This is a genomic window from Streptomyces hoynatensis, assembly GCF_003626535.1.
In the GTDB taxonomy this organism is placed as follows: Bacteria; Actinomycetota; Actinomycetes; order Streptomycetales; family Streptomycetaceae; genus Streptomyces; species Streptomyces hoynatensis.
This window is the reverse complement of the sequence record NZ_RBAL01000006.1, coordinates 281820-301978: the sequence shown is the minus strand read 5'-3', so window position 1 is coordinate 301978 and position 20159 is coordinate 281820. Positions and strand designations below refer to the sequence as shown.

At 73.2% G+C, this 20159-nt stretch carries 19 protein-coding genes; 9 read left to right on the top strand and 10 right to left on the bottom strand.

Translation table 11 applies throughout. The features are described from left to right. Positions 1-77: 77 nt before the first annotated feature. The 8 genes from D7294_RS13480 to D7294_RS13445 form a co-directional block, all read right to left on the bottom strand. Entirely contained in the window at positions 78-425 is a 348-nt protein-coding gene (locus D7294_RS13480) for a metal-sulfur cluster assembly factor (RefSeq protein ID WP_277751086.1), read from the bottom strand. Further along, positions 422-904, bottom strand: coding sequence for a Fe-S cluster assembly sulfur transfer protein SufU (gene sufU, locus D7294_RS13475; protein ID WP_120679150.1), 483 nt, complete (start codon positions 902-904; stop codon positions 422-424). Before sufU ends, D7294_RS13480 begins: the two co-directional genes overlap by 4 nt. Before the next feature lie 15 nt (positions 905-919). Further along, positions 920-2206, bottom strand: coding sequence for a cysteine desulfurase (locus tag D7294_RS13470; protein ID WP_120679148.1), 1287 nt, complete (start codon positions 2204-2206; stop codon positions 920-922). Next, entirely contained in the window at positions 2203-2964 is a 762-nt protein-coding gene (gene sufC, locus D7294_RS13465; RefSeq protein WP_120679146.1) for a Fe-S cluster assembly ATPase SufC, read from the bottom strand. Before sufC ends, D7294_RS13470 begins: the two co-directional genes overlap by 4 nt. Positions 2965-2973: 9 nt before the next feature. Further along, positions 2974-3339 (bottom strand): non-heme iron oxygenase ferredoxin subunit, encoded by a 366-nt coding sequence (locus tag D7294_RS13460; protein ID WP_120679144.1) that lies wholly within the window; start codon positions 3337-3339, stop codon positions 2974-2976. After that, positions 3336-4517: a Fe-S cluster assembly protein SufD gene (gene sufD, locus D7294_RS13455; protein ID WP_120679142.1), complete on the bottom strand. Its 1182-nt coding sequence runs from the start codon at positions 4515-4517 to the stop codon at positions 3336-3338. Before sufD ends, D7294_RS13460 begins: the two co-directional genes overlap by 4 nt. A gap of 188 nt (positions 4518-4705) precedes the next feature. Beyond that, a complete protein-coding gene (gene sufB, locus D7294_RS13450) occupies positions 4706-6127 on the bottom strand; it encodes a Fe-S cluster assembly protein SufB (protein ID WP_120679140.1) in 1422 nt (473 codons plus the stop codon). After that, a complete protein-coding gene (locus D7294_RS13445) occupies positions 6124-7023 on the bottom strand; it encodes a helix-turn-helix transcriptional regulator (RefSeq protein WP_120679138.1) in 900 nt (299 codons plus the stop codon). The genes sufB and D7294_RS13445 overlap by 4 nt, the downstream gene beginning before the upstream one ends. 303 nt (positions 7024-7326) lie before the next feature. Between D7294_RS13445 and D7294_RS13440 the strand changes: the two genes are divergently transcribed. From D7294_RS13440 to D7294_RS13425, 4 genes are all read left to right on the top strand, one after another. Further along, positions 7327-8631: a Gfo/Idh/MocA family oxidoreductase gene (locus D7294_RS13440; RefSeq protein WP_120679136.1), complete on the top strand. Its 1305-nt coding sequence runs from the start codon at positions 7327-7329 to the stop codon at positions 8629-8631. Between the two features lie 111 nt (positions 8632-8742). Continuing rightward, a complete protein-coding gene (locus tag D7294_RS13435) occupies positions 8743-9678 on the top strand; it encodes an ABC transporter ATP-binding protein (RefSeq protein WP_120679134.1) in 936 nt (311 codons plus the stop codon). Continuing rightward, the gene (locus D7294_RS13430) at positions 9675-10463 is read left to right on the top strand and encodes an ABC transporter permease (protein ID WP_120679132.1); all 789 of its coding nucleotides are present in this window, start codon (positions 9675-9677) and stop codon (positions 10461-10463) included. The genes D7294_RS13435 and D7294_RS13430 overlap by 4 nt, the downstream gene beginning before the upstream one ends. Before the next feature lie 85 nt (positions 10464-10548). Further along, entirely contained in the window at positions 10549-11550 is a 1002-nt protein-coding gene (locus D7294_RS13425) for a COX15/CtaA family protein (RefSeq protein WP_241562328.1), read from the top strand. Between the two features lie 66 nt (positions 11551-11616). Here D7294_RS13425 and D7294_RS13420 read toward each other — a convergent pair whose 3' ends face one another. Together D7294_RS13420 and D7294_RS13415 are read right to left on the bottom strand one after the other, a co-directional pair. Continuing rightward, the gene (locus D7294_RS13420) at positions 11617-12051 is read right to left on the bottom strand and encodes a hypothetical protein (RefSeq protein ID WP_338325646.1); all 435 of its coding nucleotides are present in this window, start codon (positions 12049-12051) and stop codon (positions 11617-11619) included. A gap of 158 nt (positions 12052-12209) precedes the next feature. After that, positions 12210-13151 carry a heme o synthase gene (locus tag D7294_RS13415; protein ID WP_120679370.1) on the bottom strand — a complete coding sequence of 314 codons (942 nt, stop codon included), beginning with the start codon at positions 13149-13151 and terminating at the stop codon, positions 12210-12212. Positions 13152-13554: 403 nt separating this feature from the next. Between D7294_RS13415 and tkt the strand changes: the two genes are divergently transcribed. From tkt to pgl, 5 genes are read left to right on the top strand one after another with little or no spacing between them, the layout of a single operon-like run. After that, on the top strand, positions 13555-15633 hold the full coding sequence (gene tkt, locus D7294_RS13410) for a transketolase (RefSeq protein ID WP_120679129.1): 2079 nt from the start codon (positions 13555-13557) through the stop codon (positions 15631-15633). 38 nt (positions 15634-15671) lie between these two features. After that, a complete protein-coding gene (gene tal / locus D7294_RS13405; protein WP_120679127.1) occupies positions 15672-16790 on the top strand; it encodes a transaldolase in 1119 nt (372 codons plus the stop codon). Between the two features lie 7 nt (positions 16791-16797). Continuing rightward, positions 16798-18369, top strand: a complete 1572-nt coding sequence (gene zwf, locus D7294_RS13400; protein ID WP_120679125.1) for a glucose-6-phosphate dehydrogenase — start codon at positions 16798-16800, stop codon at positions 18367-18369. Next, positions 18366-19379 (top strand): glucose-6-phosphate dehydrogenase assembly protein OpcA, encoded by a 1014-nt coding sequence (opcA, locus tag D7294_RS13395; RefSeq protein ID WP_120679122.1) that lies wholly within the window; start codon positions 18366-18368, stop codon positions 19377-19379. Before zwf ends, opcA begins: the two co-directional genes overlap by 4 nt. A 38-nt stretch (positions 19380-19417) precedes the next feature. Next, positions 19418-20134 carry a 6-phosphogluconolactonase gene (pgl, locus tag D7294_RS13390; RefSeq protein WP_241562347.1) on the top strand — a complete coding sequence of 239 codons (717 nt, stop codon included), beginning with the start codon at positions 19418-19420 and terminating at the stop codon, positions 20132-20134. Positions 20135-20159: the final 25 nt, after the last annotated feature.

Here is a 20159-nt window from a genome sequence, read left to right as displayed (position 1 = left end):
GAACCGCGGCGCCCCCGCCCGGGCGGGCCGGGACGGGGGCGCCGGGAACGGGGGCGAAAGGAGCGGGGCCCGGCCGCTCAGACGTTGAAGCCGAGGGCCCGCAGCTGCTCGCGGCCGTCGTCGGTGATCTTGTCAGGGCCCCAGGGCGGCATCCACACCCAGTTGATCCGCAGATCGCTGACCAGGCCCTCGGTGGCGGACCTCGCCTGGTCCTCGATCACATCCGTCAGCGGGCAGGCCGCGGAGGTGAGGGTCATGTCCAGGGTGGCGACGTTGTCCTCGTCGATGTGAATCCCGTAGATCAGCCCGAGGTTCACCACGTCGATCCCGAGCTCGGGGTCCACGACGTCCATCATGGCGTCCCGGATCTCCTCCTCGCTCACCGGGCTGCCCGGCCCGGTGGGTGCGGTGGCGGTCTCGCTCACGCCGTCCTCCTCTCCTGCCCCGCGGCCTCCCACGCGGCCTCGCCCAGCGCCTTCGCGGTGGCGTCCTTCCACGCCATCCAGCTCAGCAGCGCGCACTTGACGCGCGCCGGGTACTTCGAGACGCCGGCGAACGCGACCGCGTCCTCCAGCACCTCCTCCATCTGCTCGTCCGGGGTGATCCGCCCCTTGGACTGCATGAGTTCGAGGAAGGTGGCCTGGATGCCGAGGGCCTCCCCGAGGTCCTTGCCGACCAGCAGCTCGTTCAGCACCGAGGCGCTGGCCTGGCTGATGGAGCAGCCCTGCCCCTCGTAGGAGACGTCGGCGACGGTGCCGCCCTCGTAGCGCACGCGCAGGGTGATCTCGTCGCCGCAGGTCGGATTGACGTGGTGCACCTCGGCGTCGCCCGAGCGCAGGCCGCGCCCGTGGGGGTGCTTGTAGTGGTCCAGGATCACGTCCTGGTACATCGATTCCAGCTGCACGTGCTCAGCCCATCCTCATGCGAAGAAGCCACGGACGTACTCCAGCCCCTCGGCGAGGGCGTCCACCTCGGCCGGGGTGGAGTACAGATAGAACGACGCCCGCGTGGTCGCCGGAATTCCGTACCTCAGGCACACCGGACGGGCGCAGTGGTGGCCCACCCGGACCGCGATGCCCTGCTCGTCGAGCACCTGGCCCACGTCGTGCGGATGGATGTCGCCGAGCGTGAACGAGAGCGTCGCGCCCCGGTCGGCCGCGGAGACCGGGCCGACGATGCGCAGGTCGGGCACCGCGGACAGCCGCCGCAGCGCGTACTCGGTGATCGCGTGCTCGTGGGCGGCGATCCGGTCCATGCCGATGCCGGAGAGGTAGTCCACGGCGGCGCCGAGCCCGACCGCCTGCGCGATCGGCGGCGTCCCGGCCTCGAACTTGTGCGGCGCGGGGGCGTAGGTGGAGGAGTGCATGGTGACCGTCTCGATCATCTCCCCGCCGCCGAGGAAGGGCGGCAGGTCCTCCAGCAGCTCCTGGCGCCCCCACAGCACCCCGATGCCGGTGGGGCCGCACATCTTGTGGCCGGTGAAGGCCACGAAGTCGGCCTGGAGGGCCTGCACGTCCAGCGGCATGTGCGGGGCGGCCTGCGAGGCGTCGATCACCACCAGGGCGCCGACCTCCTGGGCGCGCCTGACGATGGCCTCCACCGGGTTGACCGTGCCCAGGACGTTGGAGACCAGCACGAAGGAGACGACCTTGGTGTGCTCGGTGATGACCTGCTCGATGTCCGACAGGTCGAGCCTGCCGTCGTCGGTGAGGCCGAACCACTTCAGCGTCGCGCCGGTGCGCTGCGCCAGCAGCTGCCAGGGCACGATGTTGGAGTGGTGCTCCATCTCCGTGATGACGATCTCGGTCGAGGCGTCCACCCGGTAGGGCTCGTCGGCCCAGCCGAGCATGTTGGCCACCAGGTTGAGCGACTCGGAGGCGTTCTTGGTGAAGACCACCTCGTCGCGGCTGGGCGCGTTGACGAACGCGGCGACCTTGTCCCGGGCCGCCTCGTACAGCGCCGTCGCCTCCTCGGCCAGCACGTGCACGCCGCGGTGCACGTTGGCGTGGTGGCGCTCGTAGTAGCTCTGCAGGGTGTCGAGCACCTGCCGCGGCTTCTGCGAGCTGGCGGCGCTGTCCAGGTAGATCAGCTTCCTGCCGTCGTGGACGGTGCGGTCCAGGATCGGGAAGTCCTTGCGGATCGCCTCGGTGTCGAGCAGTCCCGGCAGTACCGCGGGCGCCTCGCCCGGCAGTACCTCCCCGCTCATGACGCCCCTCCCTTGGTGTACTGCTCGTAGCCCTCGGACTCGAGCTTGTCGGCCAGCTCGGGGCCGCCCGACTCGACGACCCGGCCGGCGGCGAAGACGTGCACGTGGTCCGGCGTGATGTAGCGCAGGATGCGCGTGTAGTGGGTGATCAGCAGGGTGCCCACCTCACCCGTCTCGCGGACCCGGTTGACGCCCTCGGAGACGATGCGCAGCGCGTCGATGTCCAGGCCGGAGTCGGTCTCGTCGAGGATGGCGACCTTCGGCTTCAGCAGTTCGAGCTGAAGGATCTCGTGGCGCTTCTTCTCGCCGCCGGAGAAGCCCTCGTTGACGTTGCGCTCGGCGAAGGCGGGGTCCATCTCCAGGCGCTCCATCGCCTCCTTGACCTCCTTCACCCAGGTCCGCAGCCTGGGTGCCTCGCCGCGGACGGCGGTGGCCGAGGTGCGCAGGAAGTTGGAGACGGAGACGCCGGGGACCTCGACCGGGTACTGCATGGCGAGGAAGAGCCCGGCCCTGGCCCGCTCGTCGACGCTCATCGCCAGGACGTCCTCGCCGTCCAGGGTCACGCTGCCGCCGGTCACCGTGTACTTGGGGTGGCCGGCCAGGGAGTAGGCCAGGGTCGACTTGCCGGAGCCGTTGGGGCCCATGATGGCGTGCGTCTCGCCCTGCTTCACGGTCAGGTCGACCCCGCGCAGGATCTCTCTCGGGCCGGACTCGCCCTCGACGGAGACGTGCAGGTCGTGGATCTCAAGCGTTGCCATGGGGATGCCTCAGGACTCCTGGGTGAGGGAGACGAGCACGGCCGCGTCGGGGCCGTCTCCATCGATTGTGACGGGGTAAACGGGGATGGGGCGGGTGGCGGGCAGCCCGGAGGGCTTCCCGGTGCGCAGGTCGAAGCTGGAGCCGTGCAGCCAGCACTCGATCTGGCAGTCCTCCACCTCCCCCTCGGACAGCGAGACGTTCGCGTGCGAACAGATGTCGTTGACCGCGAAGACCTCGCCCTCGGTACGGACGACGGAGACCGGGGTGCCGCCGACCTCCACCCGCAGCGGGACGCTGTCCTCCAGGTCGCCGAGCGCGCAGACCCGGACGAAGTCCCCGGGGGCGGGCGCGCCCTGGCCGCTTGGGTGGCTCATGCGATCGACGCCTCCAGCTCGGCCTCGACCTTGGCGATCAGCCGCTCCTCGACGTCGGAGACGCCGATCTGCTGGACCAGCTCGGCGAAGAAGCCGCGCACCACCAGGCGCCGCGCCTCCGCGGCCGGGATGCCCCTGGCCATGAGGTAGAACAGCTGCTCGTCCTCGAAGCGGCCGGTGGCCGAGGCGTGCCCGGCGCCGACGATCTCGCCGGTCTCGATCTCCAGGTTGGGGACCGAGTCGACCCGCGCGCCGTCGGTCAGGACCAGGTTGCGGTTCAGCTCGTAGGTGTCGGTGCCGGTGGCCTGCGTCCTGATCACCACGTCGCCGACCCACACGGCGTGCGCCCGCTCGCCCTGGAGGGCGCCCTTGTAGGCCACGTTGCTGCGGCAGTTGGGGGCGGTGTGGTCGATCACCAGGCGGTGCTCGTGGTGCTGGCCGTCGGCGGTGAAGTACAGGCCGTACATCTCGGCCTCGCCGCCCGGTCCCGCGAAGCTCACCCGGGGGTGGAGCCGGACCAGGTCGCCGCCGAAGGTGACGACGACCGACTTGAAGCTGGCGTTGCGGCCGATGAGCACGCTGTGCTGCGAGCAGTGCACGGCGGTGTCCGCCCAGTCCTGCACGCTGACGAAGGTCACCTTGGCGCCCTCGCCCACCAGGAACTCGACGTTCGCCGCGCGCAGCCCCTCGCCGGTGTGGTCGACGACGAGGACGACCTCGGCGAAGGCGCCCACCTCGAAGACGGTGTGCCCGAAGGTCGCGCCGCCCTCGCCGTGCAGCGCGAGCCGCACCGGCTCGGTGAGCACCGCCTCGGCGGGCACGGAGACCACCGTGGCCTTCTCGAAGGAGCTGTACGCCTGCGCGGCGAGCCGGTCGACGGGCACGCCCGCCTTGCCGACGCGCGGATCCTCGCGGCCGACGGTCGTCACGGTCACGCCCTCGGGGGCGGTGACGTCGACCTTGATCGAGCCCGCGGCGGCGGCGGTGCCGTCGTGCAGGCCGCGAAGCCGCTCCAGCGGAGTGAAACGCCACTCCTCCTCGCGGCCGTGCGGGACGGGGAAGTCCGCGACGTCGTAGGACGGCGGCGCGCTCATCCGGGTCGCGACGCCGGACTCGCCGGCCACCGCGACCGCGCCTCCCGGGCCGGCACCGGCCGGCATGCTCTGGGCCTCAGCCATGGCTGTCGTCGTGCTCACTCTCTTGTGGCTCTTGTGGCTCTTGTGGGACTGCTTGGGCTGCTGTCTTCGGTCTTGTCGCACGTGTCGGGGGGCTGCCGAGCGGCCCGGGGGCCGCCGGGCGGCTCCCGGGGGTGGGGCGGGGAATCCGGGGGAACCGGGCGCCCCGCCCCGGCCGGCCGCGGGGCCGGTCAGCCGACGGCGCCCTCCATCTGGAGCTCGATCAGCCGGTTCAGCTCCAGGGCGTACTCCATGGGGAGCTCCTTGGCGATCGGCTCGACGAAGCCGCGCACGATCATCGCCATCGCCTCGTCCTCGGACAGGCCGCGGCTCATCAGGTAGAACAGCTGGTCGTCGCTGACCTTCGAGACGGTGGCCTCGTGGCCCATGGTCACGTCGTCCTCGCGGACGTCGACGTAGGGGTAGGTGTCGGAGCGGGAGACCGTGTCGACGAGCAGCGCGTCGCACAGGACGTTGGACTTCGACCCGGCCGCGCCCTCGCTGATCTCGATCAGGCCGCGGTAGGAGGTGCGGCCGCCGCTCCTGGCCACGGACTTGGAGACGATGTTGGACGAGGTCCGCGGCGCCATGTGGACCATCTTCGCGCCGGCGTCCTGGTGCTGGCCCTCGCCGGCGAAGGCGATGGACAGCGTCTCGCCCCTGGCGTGCTCGCCCATGAGGTAGACGGCCGGGTACTTCATCGTCACCTTGGAGCCGATGTTGCCGTCCACCCACTCCATGGTGGCGCCCTCGTAGGCCACGGCGCGCTTGGTCACCAGGTTGTAGACGTTGTTGGACCAGTTCTGGATCGTCGTGTAGCGGCAGCGGCCGCCCTTCTTGACGATGATCTCCACGACGGCGGAGTGCAGGGAGTCCGAGTTGTAGATCGGGGCGGTGCAGCCCTCGACGTAGTGCACGTAGGCGTTCTCGTCGACGATGATCAGGGTCCGCTCGAACTGGCCCATGTTCTCGGTGTTGATCCGGAAGTAGGCCTGGAGCGGGATGTCGACGTGGACGCCCGGCGGGACGTAGATGAACGAGCCGCCCGACCAGACCGCCGTGTTCAGCGCGGCGAACTTGTTGTCCCCGGCGGGGATGACGGTGCCGAAGTACTCCTGGAAGAGGTCCGGGTGCTCCTTGAGCGCGGTGTCCGTGTCGAGGAAGATCACGCCCTGCCGCTCCAGGTCCTCGCGGATCTGGTGGTAGACGACCTCGGACTCGTACTGCGCGGCCACGCCCGCGACCAGGCGCTGCTTCTCGGCCTCGGGGATGCCCAGCTTGTCGTAGGTGCGCTTGATGTCCTCGGGCAGGTCCTCCCAGCTCTGGGCCTGCTTCTCGGTGGAGCGCACGAAGTACTTGATGTTGTCGAAGTCGATGCCGCTGAGGTCGGAGCCCCAGGTGGGCATGGGCTTCTTGGCGAAGAGCTTCAGGCCCTTCAGGCGCAGCCTGAGCATCCACTCGGGCTCGGACTTCTTGGCCGAGATGTCGCGGACGACCTCCTCGGAAAGGCCGCGCCTCGCGGCGGCGCCCGCCTCGTCGGAGTCGGCCCAGCCGTATTCGTACGTGCCCAGGCCCTCGAGCTCGGGGTGGGCAGTCTCCGTGGGGAGCGTCATGCGGGGTTCCTCCCGGCGATGCGTGCGTGTGCGGTGGTCTTCTTGAGCGGATGTGACGGAAGCGAGGGCTCGGCCGGCCGGCCGCGGGAGCGCTCGGCGCGGCCCTCGGTGGGGGCGGGCTCCGGCGCTTCCGCCGGTGCCTCCGCCGTGGACTTCGGTACGAAGGTCGTGCAGACGCCGTCGCCGTGGGCGATGGTGGCGAGCCGCTGCACGTGGCTGCCGAGCAGGCGGGAGAACACCTCGGTCTCCGCCTCGCACAGCTGCGGGAAGCGGGCCGCCGCGTGTGCCACCGGGCAGTGGTGCTGGCACAGCTGCTCCCCGGGCGGGGAGGGCACGCCGCGGGTGGCCGCCGCGTACCCGTGGTGCGTGAGCGCCTCGGCCAGCGCCCTGGCCCGCTCGGCGGCGGGCGCGTCCTGGAGGAACGGGCGGTAGAGCTCCGCCTGGGCGGCGGCCCGCTCCCGGGCGAAGGCCATGACGGCCGCCGCGCCGCCCTCGCCGCCCCCGGCGGCGCGCTCGATCCAGCGCAGCGCCTCGACGGCGAGCTCGTCGTACGCCTGGTCGAAGGCGCCCCTGCCCTCGTCGGTCAGGGCGAACACCTTGGCCGGACGGCCGCGGCCGCGCGAGCCGTAGACCCGCTTCTCGCGGGGCTCGACCAGGCCCTCGGCGGCCAGGGCGTCGAGGTGCCGGCGCACGGCGGCCTGGGTCAGCCCGAGCCGGCCGGCGAGCTCGGCCGCCGTGGAGGGGCCGTGCTGCAGGATGGACCTGGCCACGCGCTGCCGCGTCCCCGACTGCTCCTCGGTGGCGGGCGGGGCCTGAGCGGCCCCCGCGGGCAGCGCCTCGCGCGCGGCGGCCTGACCGGTCGCCGCGGTCTCACGCCGCTCGCTCCGCTTTTTCACAACGTCATTGTTGCGTAATTCAGACGGCACGGGCAAGCCGGGTCCTGACCTGCCGGGATGCAGTACATCACGTAAGGCATGCCTAACCTGAAGGCCGGGGCCGCCCGGGGCCACGGGCGCGCGCGGCGCGAGCTTTGCCGTCGATTGTGCAACCGGTTGTTGCCCACAGACCTTGACGTTTTCCCCGATATGGGAAAGCGTGCTGCAAACGTTTGTCGATCACCCGCCCGGCGCCCCGCCCCCCGCGCGGGCCCGGCGGGCCGCCGCCACCCCGAGCCAACGCACTTTCCAGGAGACTCTCGGATGACACGCCGTTTCGCCATCGTCGGGCTCGGCCACCGGGCCCAGATGTACGTGGACGCGCTGCTCGGCGACTGGAGCGACGCCGGTGAGATCGTCGCCTTCTGCGACCGCAACCGGACGCGCATGGACTACTACAACGAGCGCGTGACGGCCGGCGGCCGGCCCGCGGTCCCCTGCTACCCGGCCGAGGAGTTCGCCACCGCGATCGAGGGCGCCGACGCCGTCATCGTCACCACGATGGACTCGGCCCACGCCCGGTACGTGTGCGCGGCCCTCGACGCCGGGCGCGACGTCGTCGTGGAGAAGCCGCTGACCATCGACGCGGAGGGCTGCGCCAGGATCGCCGAGGCCGCCGAGCGCAGCCGGGGCAGCCTGGTGGTGACGTTCAACTACCGCTACTCCCCGCGCAACTCCGCGGTCCGCGAGGTCCTCGCCTCCGGCCGCATCGGCGAGGTCACCTCGGTGCACTTCGAGTGGCTGCTCGACACGATGCACGGCGCCGACTACTTCCGCCGCTGGCACCGCCGCCGCGAGTGCTCCGGCGGCCTGCTCGTGCACAAGTCGACCCACCACTTCGACCTGATCAACTGGTGGCTGGCCTCCCACCCCGAGCTCGTCTTCGCCCAGACCGACCTGCGCTTCTACGGCGGCGGCAACGCCGGGGCGCGCGCATTCGGCCCGCGCCCCGCCCGGGCGCACGGCGCCCCCGGCCTCGGCAGCGACCCCTTCCTCCTCGACATGGCGGCCGACCCGCGGCTCAAGCGCCTCTACCTGGACGCGGAGCACGAGGACGGGTACCTCCGCGACCAGGACGTCTTCACCGAGGGCGTCACCATCCCGGACAACATGTCGGTGCTGGTGCGCTACGCGAACCGGGCGCTGCTGACCTACTCGCTGCACGCCCACGCCCCCTGGGAGGGCTACCGGGTCGCGTTCAACGGCACGCACGGCCGCCTGGAGCTTGAGGTCTGCGAGCGCTCCTGGACGCCCCCCTCGGCCGCGATCGACCCCTCGGTCAGCAAGGACCGGCAGGACGAGGGCGTCTTCGAGCGGCTGCGGGTCCAGGAACACTGGAAGCCCGCCGAGGAGATCCCGATCCACGCGGGCGCCGGCGGCCACGGCGGCGGCGACCGGCTGCTCCTCGACGACGTCTTCCGCGGCGCGGCGAACGACCCGCTGGCCCGCCAGGCCGGCTACCGCGACGGGGTGCGCAGCGTGCTCACCGGCGTCGCCGCCGACGAGGCGGCCCGCACCGGCAGGCCCGTCCTGCTGACCGAGGGCGGCACCCGCCTCGCCGGCGGCTGACGCCGGCCCGAAGCCCCCGGCCCGCCCCGGCGCGGGGCCCGCTCCCGGGCCCGCGGGCCCGGCCCCCACCCGGCGCGGGCCGGGCCCGCGGGCGGACCTAGACTCGCCCCCATGCACACCGCAGGCGCCGAACCGGCCGTCGAAGCGGTCGGCCTGGTCAAGCGGTACGGCCGGACGACCGCGGTGGACGGCCTCGACCTGACCGTCCGCAGGGCCACCGTCACCGCGGTGCTGGGGCCCAACGGGGCCGGGAAGACCACGACGATCGAGCTCTGCGAGGGCTACCGCGCCCCGGACGGCGGGCGGCTGCGCGTCCTCGGCCTCGACCCGGTCCGCGAGGCCGCCCTGCTGCGCCCGCGGATCGGCGTCATGCTCCAGAGCGGCGGCATCTACCCCGGGGTGCGCGCCGTCGAGATGCTGCGGCACGTGGCCGGGCTGCACGCCCACCCCCTGGACGTGGACGCCCTCGCCGAGCGCCTGGGCCTCGCCGGCTGCGGGCGCACCCCCTACCGGCGGCTCTCCGGCGGCCAGAAGCAGCGCCTCGCGCTCGCCCTGGCCGTGGTGGGCCGCCCCGAATTGGTGTTCCTCGACGAGCCGACGGCGGGCCTGGACCCGCAGGCCAGGCACGCCACCTGGGAGCTGGTCCGCGAGCTGCGCGCCGACGGGGTCACCGTGGTGCTCACCACCCACTACATGGACGAGGCCGAGGAACTCGCCGACGAGGTGGTCATCGTGGACCGCGGCCGGGCCATCGCGCAGGGCGCCCCGCTGGAACTCGGCGGCGGCGCGGCGGCCGACGTGCTGCGCTTCGCCGGCCGCCCCGGACTCGACCTCGCCTCGCTGCGCGCGGCCCTGCCCGCCGGCAGCGAGGTGACCGAGCCGAGCCCGGGCAGCTACCGGGTCACCGGCGACGTCGGCCCGCGGCTGCTGGCCACCGTGACGGCCTGGTGCGCGCAGCACGGGGTCCTCGCCGACCGGATCACCACCAGGCGGCACACACTGGAGGACGTGTTCCTCGAACTCACGGGAAGGGAGCTGCGGTCATGACCGCCGTCGCCGGCCGGTACGCGCCGAGCCCGGGCGCCGCCCCGGTGTCCAGGATGATCGCGGCCCAGGCCGCGATCGAGACCAGGATGCTGCTGCGGCAGGGGGAGCAGCTGCTGCTGACCGTGGTGATCCCCACCCTGCTGCTCGTCCTCTTCAGCGGCCTGGACATCGTCTCCCTGGACGCCTCGGAACGCGGCGGCGGCGAGCGCGTCGACTTCCTGGCGCCCGGCATCCTCGCGCTCGCCGTGCTGTCCACCGCCTTCACCGGGCAGGCCATCGCCACCGGCTTCGAGCGCCGCTACGGGGTGCTCAAGCGGCTCGCCGCCTCCCCGCTGCCGCGCTGGGGCCTGATGTGCGGAAAGACGCTGTCCGTCCTGGTCACCCTGCTCCTGCAGACGGCGCTGCTGACGGCGGTCGCGCTGCTGCTCGGCTGGTCGCCGCACGGCAACCCGGTCGCCGTCGCCCTGCTGATGCTGCTCGGCGCCGCGGCCTGCTCCGGGCTCGGGCTCCTGATGGCGGGCACGCTGCGCGCCGAGGCGACCCTCGCCGCGGCCAACCTGGTGTTCGTGCTGCTGCTGTTCTTCGGCGGCGTGATCATCCCCCTCGGCGACTTCCCCGGCGCCCTGCCGGACCTGCTGGCCCTGACGCCGCTCGGCGCGCTCGCCGACGGGCTGCGCGCGGTGCTGCGCGACGGCGCCTCGCTGCCCTGGGACGACGCCGCCGCGCTGGCCGCGTGGGCCGTCCTCGGCCTGGCCGCCGCGGGCCGCTTCTTCCGCTGGGAATGAGCCGGGGGGCGCCCCGGGGAGCACCGCAGGCGCCCCCGCGGCCCCCTCGTGAATCCGCGCACAAGCGGGGGCATACCATGAACGGGTGCTGAAAGCCGTGCGAAATCCCCTCGCCTTCATCGCCGGTCACTGGACGCCCGCGCCGCGCACCGTCCGGCGCGCGGCGGCCGCCGCGCTGGTGATAGCGGTCGTCATCATCGTCACCGGCGGCGCCGTCCGCCTCACCGGCTCGGGCCTCGGCTGCGAGACCTGGCCGCGGTGCAGCGACGACAGCCTGACCCCGACCGGCGAGCGCGGCGTGCACGGCGCCATCGAGTTCGGCAACCGGATGCTCACCTACGTGGTGACGGCCGCCGCGGTGTGGGTCACCGTCGCGGCCCGCTCCGCCAAGCCGCGCCGCCGCTCCCTCACCCGGCTCGGCTGGCTGCAGTTCTGGGTCGTGATGAGCAACGGCGTGATCGGCGGCATCACCGTGCTGACCGATCTCAACCCGTACATCGTGGCCGCGCACTTCCTGGCCGCCATCTCGCTGCTGACGGTCGCGGTGGTGACCTGGCAGCGGACCGCCGAGGGGGACGAGGCCCCGCGCCCGCTGGTCGGCGCGCCCGTGCGGCGGGGCGTGCTGGCGCTCGCGGTGCTGGCGGCGGCGCTGCTCGTCGTGGGCACGGCGGTGACCGGCAGCGGCAAGCACGCCGGCGACAGCAGCGACATCGACCGGATGCCGTTCGACTGGACGCTGATCACCAGGACGCACTCGGCGCTGGCCTGGCTGGTCGTGCTCGGCACCCTGGCGCTCGTGGCCGTGCTGCGCCTCGCCGACGCCCCGGCCGGCCCCCGGGCGCGGGCCAGGGACCTGCTGCTCGTGCTGCTGGGCCAGGGCGTCATCGGCTACGTCCAGTACTTCCTCGACGAGCCGGAACTCCTCGTCGGCATCCACCTGTTCGGGGCGTCGCTGGTGTGGATCGCGGTCCTGCGGCTGCTGCTCTCCACCCGCGACCGCGGCCCGGTGCCGGCAAGCGCCGCCGCGGAGCCCGCGCCCGTCTCCGCGGGCGCCCGCCCCGCCCCCACCGCGGTCACCACCGCCTGAGCCCGCCGCCAGGGGCGCGCCTGGACTCGCCCCCGCGCGGGGCGCCGTCCGGCCCGCCCCGGCGGCTCAGCCGCCGAGCTGTATCCCCGCCATCCGCCGCCACTCGTAGGGCCCGGTACGCATCCGCCCCGCGAGCCCCCCGTCCAGCGCCTCCCGCAGCCTGACCCCGGCCCGCTCCGCGGCGGCCTCCAGCGGCTCGCGCTCCGGGGCCACCAGGTCGCCCCAGGCGCCGTCCGCCCCCACGAGCACCAGCCGGTAGCCGCGCGCCCCGAGGTAGGCGAGGTGCCCCTCGGTGCCCTCGGCGCCGTGCCGCGCCGCGAAGTCACGCACCCGCCGCGCCAGCCGCGCCGCCGCGCGACCGCCCTTGCCCGCCGCGGGCCGCGCCGCCGGCGCGGGCTCGGGGGCCACGGAATCGGCGGACGCGGGCTCCGCGCCCTTCCGTCCGGAACCGCCCTCGCCCAGGGGGCCGTTGGTCTCGCTCTCCGCTTCGTTCCCAGCCATGCCCACATGCTACCCACGGGTAAGGACAACGCCGCCTGGCAGGCCTTCCGGGGATACGCAGGGCCTCGGCTTCCGGGGCCCCGGGCGGGGCCGCGCCGGCGTCCCGCGGAGGCGGCCGGGCGCGTCTGCTCGCGGCAGGGCAGCCCGGGCGCGGGGCCTCAGCTCAGGAAGGGGTCGATCGCGACCGCGATGAAGACCAGCGAGATGTACGTGATCGACCAGTGGAAGAGGCGCATCTCCTTGAGCCGCGCGCCCCGCTGGCCCGCGCGCGCCCGCCCGAGCAGCGCGTGCGCCTCCCACAGCCACCAGCCCCCGGCCGCCGCCGCGGCCGTGGTGTAGAACCAGCCGGCGTAGCCCAGCGGCCACAGCAGCAGCGACACGCCCACCATGACCCAGCTGTAGGCGACGATCCGCCTGGCCACGACGGCGTTCGCGGCGATGACCGGCAGCATCGGGACGCCGACCCGCTCGTAGTCGTCCTTGACCCGCATCGAGAGCGGCCAGTAGTGCGGCGGCGTCCAGAAGAACATGACCAGGAAGAGGATCACCGCGGCCCAGGAGACCGTGCCGGTGACCGCGGACCAGCCGATGAGGACCGGCATGCAGCCCGCGATGCCGCCCCAGACGATGTTCTGCGCCGTACGCCGCTTCAGCCACATGGTGTACACGACGACGTAGAAGAGCTGCGCGCCCACCGAGAGCGCGGCCGAGGCCCAGTTGACCGTGAGGCCGAACCAGAGCGTGGAGACCGCCTCCAGGGCGAGGCCGAAGGCCAGGCACTCCGCCGGCGAGACCACGCCGGTCACCAGCGGCCGGTTCCTGGTGCGGTCCATCAGCGCGTCGATGTCCCGGTCCAGATACATGTTCAGCGCATGGGCGCCGCCCGCGGACAGGTAGCCGCCGACGCAGGTGGCCAGCACGAGCCACAGGTCGGGCACCCCGCCCTCGGCCAGGAACATGACGGGGACCGTGGTGATCAGCAGCAGCTCGATGATGCGCGGCTTCGTCAGCGCGACGAACGCCTTGAGCCGGGCTCCCAGGGTCCAGCGGCCCGAGCCCGGCTGGGCCTGAGCCACGGGACGGGTTTCGACGGCCGTCACGGACACCCCTGGTTCGTTGCGACATCGGCGGCTCGGTTGCGCCGCTTGGTGACTGTGGCACGCGGGGCCCCCGGCAAAGGCGGCTGGTGAGGGCTCGCGCACACCCGGCCACTTTAGACGCCGCGCGCCGGGGACTCGTCGCCGGGTCCCCGTGTGGCCCCCTTCCCCTGCCGTCCCCCGGCCGTCCCCCGGCCGTCCCCCGGCCGCCGACTCCCCGCGTGCCGGGGCCGCGGCGGGGCCCGGCCCGGGCCGCGGCGGGATCGGCGCAGTCTCCCCGGAGTGCCCGCCGGGCCAGAGGTAGGCTCGACACCGGCCCGGTGAGCCCGTCCGCCGCCAGGCGGGAGCGCACCACGACGCCGGCGTCACCGGCCTGAACACACGCGGAGAGGAGCCCTGACGCAGGGTGAGCAGCATGCCGACCACCTCAGAACTCGAATGGACCGACCTGGACCAGCGGGCGGTCGACACCGCTCGGGTGCTTGCGGCGGACGCCGTGCAGAAGGTCGGCAACGGCCACCCGGGCACGGCGATGAGCCTGGCGCCCGCCGCCTATCTGATCTTCCAGAAGCTGATGCGGCACGACCCCTCGGACCCGGACTGGGCGGGCCGTGACCGCTTCGTCCTCTCGGCCGGCCACACCAGCCTCACGCTCTACATCCAGCTGTACCTTGCCGGTTACGGCCTCGAACTCGCCGACCTCAAGTCCTTCCGCACCTGGGGCAGCAGGACCCCGGGCCACCCGGAGTACGGGCACACGGCCGGCGTCGAGACCACCACGGGCCCGCTCGGCCAGGGCATCGGCAACGCCGTGGGCATGGCGATGGCCGCCCGGTACGAGCGCGGCCTGTTCGACCCGGAGGCCGCCCCCGGCACCTCGCCTTTCGACCACACGATCTGGGCGATCGCCGGCGACGGCTGCCTCCAGGAGGGCGTCGCCGCCGAGGCCGCCTCGCTGGCCGGCCACCAGAAGCTGGGCAACCTGGTACTGCTCTACGACGACAACCACATCTCCATCGAGGGCGACACCGAGACCGCCTTCTCTGAGGACGTCCTGGCGCGTTTCGCCGCCTACGGCTGGCACGTTCAGCGGGTGGCCCCCAAGGAGAACGGCGACCTGGACCCGCACGCCCTGTACGCGGCCTTCCAGGCGGCGCGCGCCGAGACGGGCCGCCCCTCGATCATCGCCGCCCGCTCGATCATCGCCTGGCCCGCCCCGCACGCGCAGAACACCGAGGCCGCGCACGGCTCGGCGCTCGGCGCGGACGAGGTGGCCGCGACCAAGGAGGTGCTCGGCTTCGACCCGAAGCAGGACTTCCAGGTCGAGGAGGCGGTGCTCGCCCACGCGCGCGACGCCGTCGCCCGCGGGCAAAGCGCCCACGCCGCCTGGCAGAAGGAGCTCGACGCCTGGCGCGAGGCCAACCCGGAGCGGGCCGCCGAGTTCGACCGGATCAGGGCCGGCCGGCTGCCCGAGGGCTGGGAGAAGGCGCTGCCGGTCTTCGACGCCGGCTCCTCCGTCGCCACCCGCAAGGCGTCCGGCACGGTGCTCGCCGGGCTCGGCCCGGTGCTGCCCGAGCTGTGGGGCGGCTCCGCCGACCTCGCCGGCTCCAACAACACCACGATCGACGCCTCCTCTTCCTTCCTCCCGGCGGACAACCCGCTGCCGACCGCGGCCCCTTACGGCCGCACGGTGCACTTCGGCATCCGCGAGCACGCGATGGGCGCGGCCATGAACGGCATCGCGCTGCACGGCAACACCCGCATCTACGGCGGCACTTTCCTGGTGTTCTCCGACTACATGCGGCCCGCGGTCCGGCTGGCCGCGCTGATGCGGCTGCCCGTCACCTACGTGTGGACCCACGACTCCATCGGCCTCGGCGAGGACGGCCCCACCCACCAGCCCGTGGAGCACCTGGCCGCGCTGCGCGCCATCCCCGGGCTCAACGTGGTGCGCCCCGCGGACGCCAACGAGACGGTCATCGCCTGGCGCGAGATCCTCAGGCGGCACACCACCGCCCCCGCCCCGCACGGCCTCGCGCTGACCCGGCAGAACGTGCCGACGTACGCGCCGAACGAGGACACCGCCCGCGGCGCCTACGTGCACACCGAGGCGGAGGGCGGCGCCCCGCGCGCCATCCTGCTCGCCACCGGCTCCGAGCTGCACCTGGCCCTGGCCGCCCGCGAGGAGCTCCAGGCCGAGGGCGTGCCCACCCGCGTGGTGTCCGTGCCCTGCGTGGAGTGGTTCGAGGAGCAGGAGGCGGCCTACCGGGACCGCGTGCTGCCGCCCAACGTCCGCGCCCGCGTGGCGGTCGAGGCGGGCATCGGCCTCACCTGGCACCGTTGGGTCGGCGAGGCCGGGCGGATCGTCTCGCTTGAGCACTTCGGCGCCTCGGCCGACTACAAGACCCTCTTCCGCGAGTTCGGCATCACCCCCGAGGCCGTGGCCCAGGCCGCCAGGGAATCCCTCGCGGCCGCCGAGCGCTGACACCGGTATCCGAGAAGACAGCAGGAGATGCGATTCCCATGACCGACGCACTCAAGCGCCTCTCCCAGGAGGGTGTCGCGATCTGGCTCGACGACCTGTCACGGGCCAGGATCTCGTCCGGCAACCTCGGCGAGCTGCTCGACCAGCAGCACGTCGTGGGCGTGACGACCAATCCGACGATCTTCCAGAAGGCCATCTCGGGCGGCACCGGCTACGACGAGCAGCTCGCCGACCTCGCGGCGCGCGGGGTCACGGTCGAGGAGGCGGTGCGCATGATCACCACCGCCGACGTCAGGGACGCGGCGGACGTGCTGCGTCCGGTGTACGAGGCCACCGGCGGTCTCGACGGCCGGGTCTCGATCGAGGTGGACCCCCGCCTCGCCCACCGGACCGCCGCCACCGTCGCCGAGGCCAAGCAGCTGGCCTGGCTGGTGGACCGCCCGAACACCTTCATCAAGATCCCGGCGACCAAGGCCGGCCTGCCGGCCATCACCGAGACCATCGCCCGCGGCATCAGCGTCAACGTCACGCTGATCTTCTCCCTCGACCGGTACCGCGAGGTGATGGATGCCTACCAGACGGGGCTCGAGCAGGCCAAGGCCAGGGGCCTCGACCTGAAGGACATCTACTCGGTGGCCTCGTTCTTCGTCTCCCGCGTGGACACGGAGATCGACAAGCGCCTGGACGCCCTCGGCACCCCCGAGGCCACCGCCCTGCGCGGCAAGGCGGCCGTGGCCAACGCCCGCCTGGCGTACCAGGCGTACGAGGAGGTCATCGCCGGCGAGCGCTGGGAGGCGCTCTCCCGCGCCGGCGCCAACCCGCAGCGCCCGCTGTGGGCCTCCACCGGCGTGAAGGACCCGGCCTACCCGGACACCCTCTACGTCACCGAGCTGGTCGCCCCCGGCACGGTCAACACCATGCCCGAGGCCACGCTGCGGGCCACCGAGGACCACGGCGAGGTGCGCGGCAACACCATCCAGGGCACCTACGAGCAGGCCCGCGCCGACCTGGACGCGCTGGACAAGGTGGGCATCTCCTACGACGAGGTCGTCCAGCTGCTCGAAGACGAGGGCGTGGAGAAGTTCGAGGCCGCCTGGAACGGCCTGCTGGAGTCGACCCAGGCCGAGCTGGAGCGCCTGGCCGGCGGGAAGGACTGAGCCTCCCGTGAGCGACAGCGCGAACACCAAGCGCGCCACGGCCGCCGCGGAGAGCCGGTTTGCGGCCAACCCGCTGCGGAACGCCCAGGACCGGCGGCTGCCGAGGATCGCCGGGCCCTCCGGCCTGGTGATCTTCGGGGTGACCGGCGACCTGTCCCGCAAGAAGCTGATGCCCGCCGTGTACGACCTGGCCAACCGGGGGCTGCTGCCCCCGGGCTTCTCGCTCGTCGGCTTCGCCCGCCGCGACTGGGAGCACGAGGACTTCGCCGAGGTGGTGCACGACTCGGTCAAGCAGTACTCGCGCACCCCCTTCCGCGAGGAGGTCTGGCGCCAGCTGGCGGAGGGGATGCGCTTCGTCCCCGGCGTCTTCGACGACGACAACGCCTTCGTCACCCTGCGCTCCACCGTCGAGCAGCTCGACAAGGAGCGCGGCACCAGCGGCAACTTCGCGTTCTACCTCTCCGTGCCGCCGAAGTTCTTCCCGACGGTGGTGCGGCAGCTGAAGAAGCACGGCCTGTCCGACGGCCCGGGCGACAGCTGGCGCCGCGCGGTCATCGAGAAGCCCTTCGGGCACAACCTGCGCACGGCCCAGGAGCTCAACCAGATCGTCCACGAGGTCTTCCCGCCCAACGAGGTCTTCCGGATCGACCACTACCTGGGCAAGGAGACGGTGCAGAACATCCTGGCGCTGCGCTTCGCCAACACGATGTTCGAGCCGATCTGGAACCGCAGCTACGTGGACCACGTGCAGATCACGATGGCCGAGGACATCGGCATCGGCGGCCGGGCCGGGTACTACGACGGCATCGGCTCGGCGCGCGACGTCATCCAGAACCACCTGCTCCAGCTCCTCGCGCTGACCGCGATGGAGGAGCCCTCCTCCTTCGACGCCGACGCGCTGGTGACGGAGAAGCTGAAGGTCCTCAACGCGGTGCGGCTGCCCGACGACCTCGGCCGGCACACCGTCCGGGGCCAGTACGCGGCCGGCTGGCAGGGCGGCGAGCGGGTCGTGGGCTACCTGGAGGAGGAGGGCATCGACCCGGCCTCGGTGACCGACACCTACGCCGCGATCAAGCTGGAGGTGGACAACAGGCGCTGGGCCGGCGTCCCGTTCTACCTGCGCACCGGCAAGCGGCTCGGCCGCCGCGTCACCGAGATCGCGGTGGTCTTCCAGCGGGCGCCCTACTCGCCCTTCGACGCCACGGAGACCCAGGAGCTCGGGCACAACGCCCTGGTGATCCGGGTGCAGCCGGACGAGGGCATCACGGTCAGGTTCGGCTCCAAGGTGCCGGGCACCCAGATGGAGATCCGGGACGTCACGATGGACTTCGCCTACGGCGAGTCCTTCACGGAGTCCAGCCCCGAGGCGTACGAGCGGCTGCTGCTCGACGTCCTCCTCGGCGACGCCAACCTCTTCCCGCGCCACCAGGAGGTCGAGCGCTCCTGGGAGATCCTCGACCCGATCGAGGAGTACTGGGCGAGCCACGGCAAGCCCGCTCCCTACGCCTCGGGCACCTGGGGCCCCACGGAGGCCGACGAGATGCTCGCACGAGACGGACGGAGCTGGCGCCGGCCATGAACATCGACCTGACGGACACCACCTCCGCCCGGATCAACGCGGCCCTGGTGCAGGGCCGCCGGGCGGTGGGGGCGGCGGTCGGCATGGTGCTCACCCTGGTCATCGTCACCGACGAGGGCAACCACTACGACGCGCTCAAGGCGGCCAGCGAGGCCTCCAAGGAGCACCCCTCGCGCATCCTCGTGGTCATCAGGCGCCCCGGCCGCTCGCCGCGGCAGCGCGCCTCGGCCAGGCTGGACGCCGAGGTGCGGGTCGGCGGGGACATCGGCAACGGGGAGACGGTGCTGCTGCGGCTGCACGGTGAGCTGGCCGAGCACGCCTACAGCGTGGTGCTGCCGCTGCTGCTGCCGGACGCGCCGGTCGTCGTGTGGTGGCCGGCCGACGCCCCGGCCCATCCGGCCAGGGACCTGCTGGGCACGCTGGCGCAGCGCCGGATCACCGACGCGGCGGCCGAGGAGGACCCGATCTCCGCGCTCGGCTCGCGGGCCGAGGTGTACGAGCCGGGCGACACGGACCTGGCGTGGACCCGGCTCACGCCCTGGCGCAGCGTGCTGGCCTCGGCCCTCGACCAGAAGCACCCCGAGATCACCTCGGCCGAGGTCGCGGGCGAGGAGTGCAATCCCAGCACCGAGTTGATGGTGCAGTGGCTCGCCGAGCGGCTCTCGGTCCCGGTGAGCCGCGTCCGCACCGAGGGGCCGGGGCTCAGCGCGGTGCGGCTGGGCACGGCCGAGGGCGCGATCTGCCTGGACCGGCCCGACGGCGCGCTGGCGACCCTGGCGGTGCCGGGGCAGCCGGACCGGCACGTGGCGCTGAACCGCAGGAGCACGGCCGAGCTGATCGCCGAGGAACTGCGCCGCCTCGACCCCGACGAGGCGTACGCCGTGGCGATGCGCCGCGGGCGCGGCCGGATCGGCGCGGAGGCGGCGCGGGCCGAGCCGGTGGCCGCGGGCGGCAGGCGGAGCCGGCCGGCCCCCGGGCCGGAAGAGGGCGCGCCAGGAGCCCCCTCGTGACGGTGCCGCAGCTGGTGGTGCACCGCGACAAGGAGCTGATGGCCCAGGCCGCGGCGGCCAGGCTGATCACGAAGGTCGTGGACGCCCAGGCCGCCCGCGGCTCGGCCTCCGTGGTGCTGACCGGCGGGCGCAATGGCAACGGCCTGCTGGCCGCGCTGGCCTCCTCGGCGGCCCGCGACGCGATCGACTGGCGGCGGCTCGACCTGTGGTGGGGCGACGAGCGCTTCCTGCCCGAGGGCGACGCGGAGCGCAACGTCACGCAGGCCCGCGAGGCCCTGCTGGACGCGGTGCCGCTCGACCCCGCGCGGGTGCATCCGATGCCCGCCTCCGACGGCCCCTTCGCCGGGGACCCGGAGGCGGCGGCCGAGGCGTACGAGGCGGAACTGGCCGCGGCGCCCGACCCGTTCGACGTGGTGCTGCTCGGCGTGGGCCCCGACACCCACGTGGCCTCGCTGTTCCCCGAGCTGCCCGCGGTCCGCGAGCAGGACCGGGCGGTGGTCGCGGTGCACGGCGCGCCGAAGCCGCCGCCGACGCGGCTCACGCTGACGCTGCCCGCGATCCGCTCGGCCCACGAGGTGTGGCTGCTCGCGGCCGGCGAGGACAAGGCCGCGGCGGCCGCCCTCGCGCTGTCCGGCGCGGGCGAACTCCAGGCCCCGGCCGCCGGGGCGTACGGCACGGCCCGCACCCTGTGGCTGCTGGACCGGGCGGCGGCCTCCGCGCTTCCCCCCGAGCTGTATCCCCCGGCGACGGCCTGAGGCCGCCGCCGGGGCGGGCGCCCGG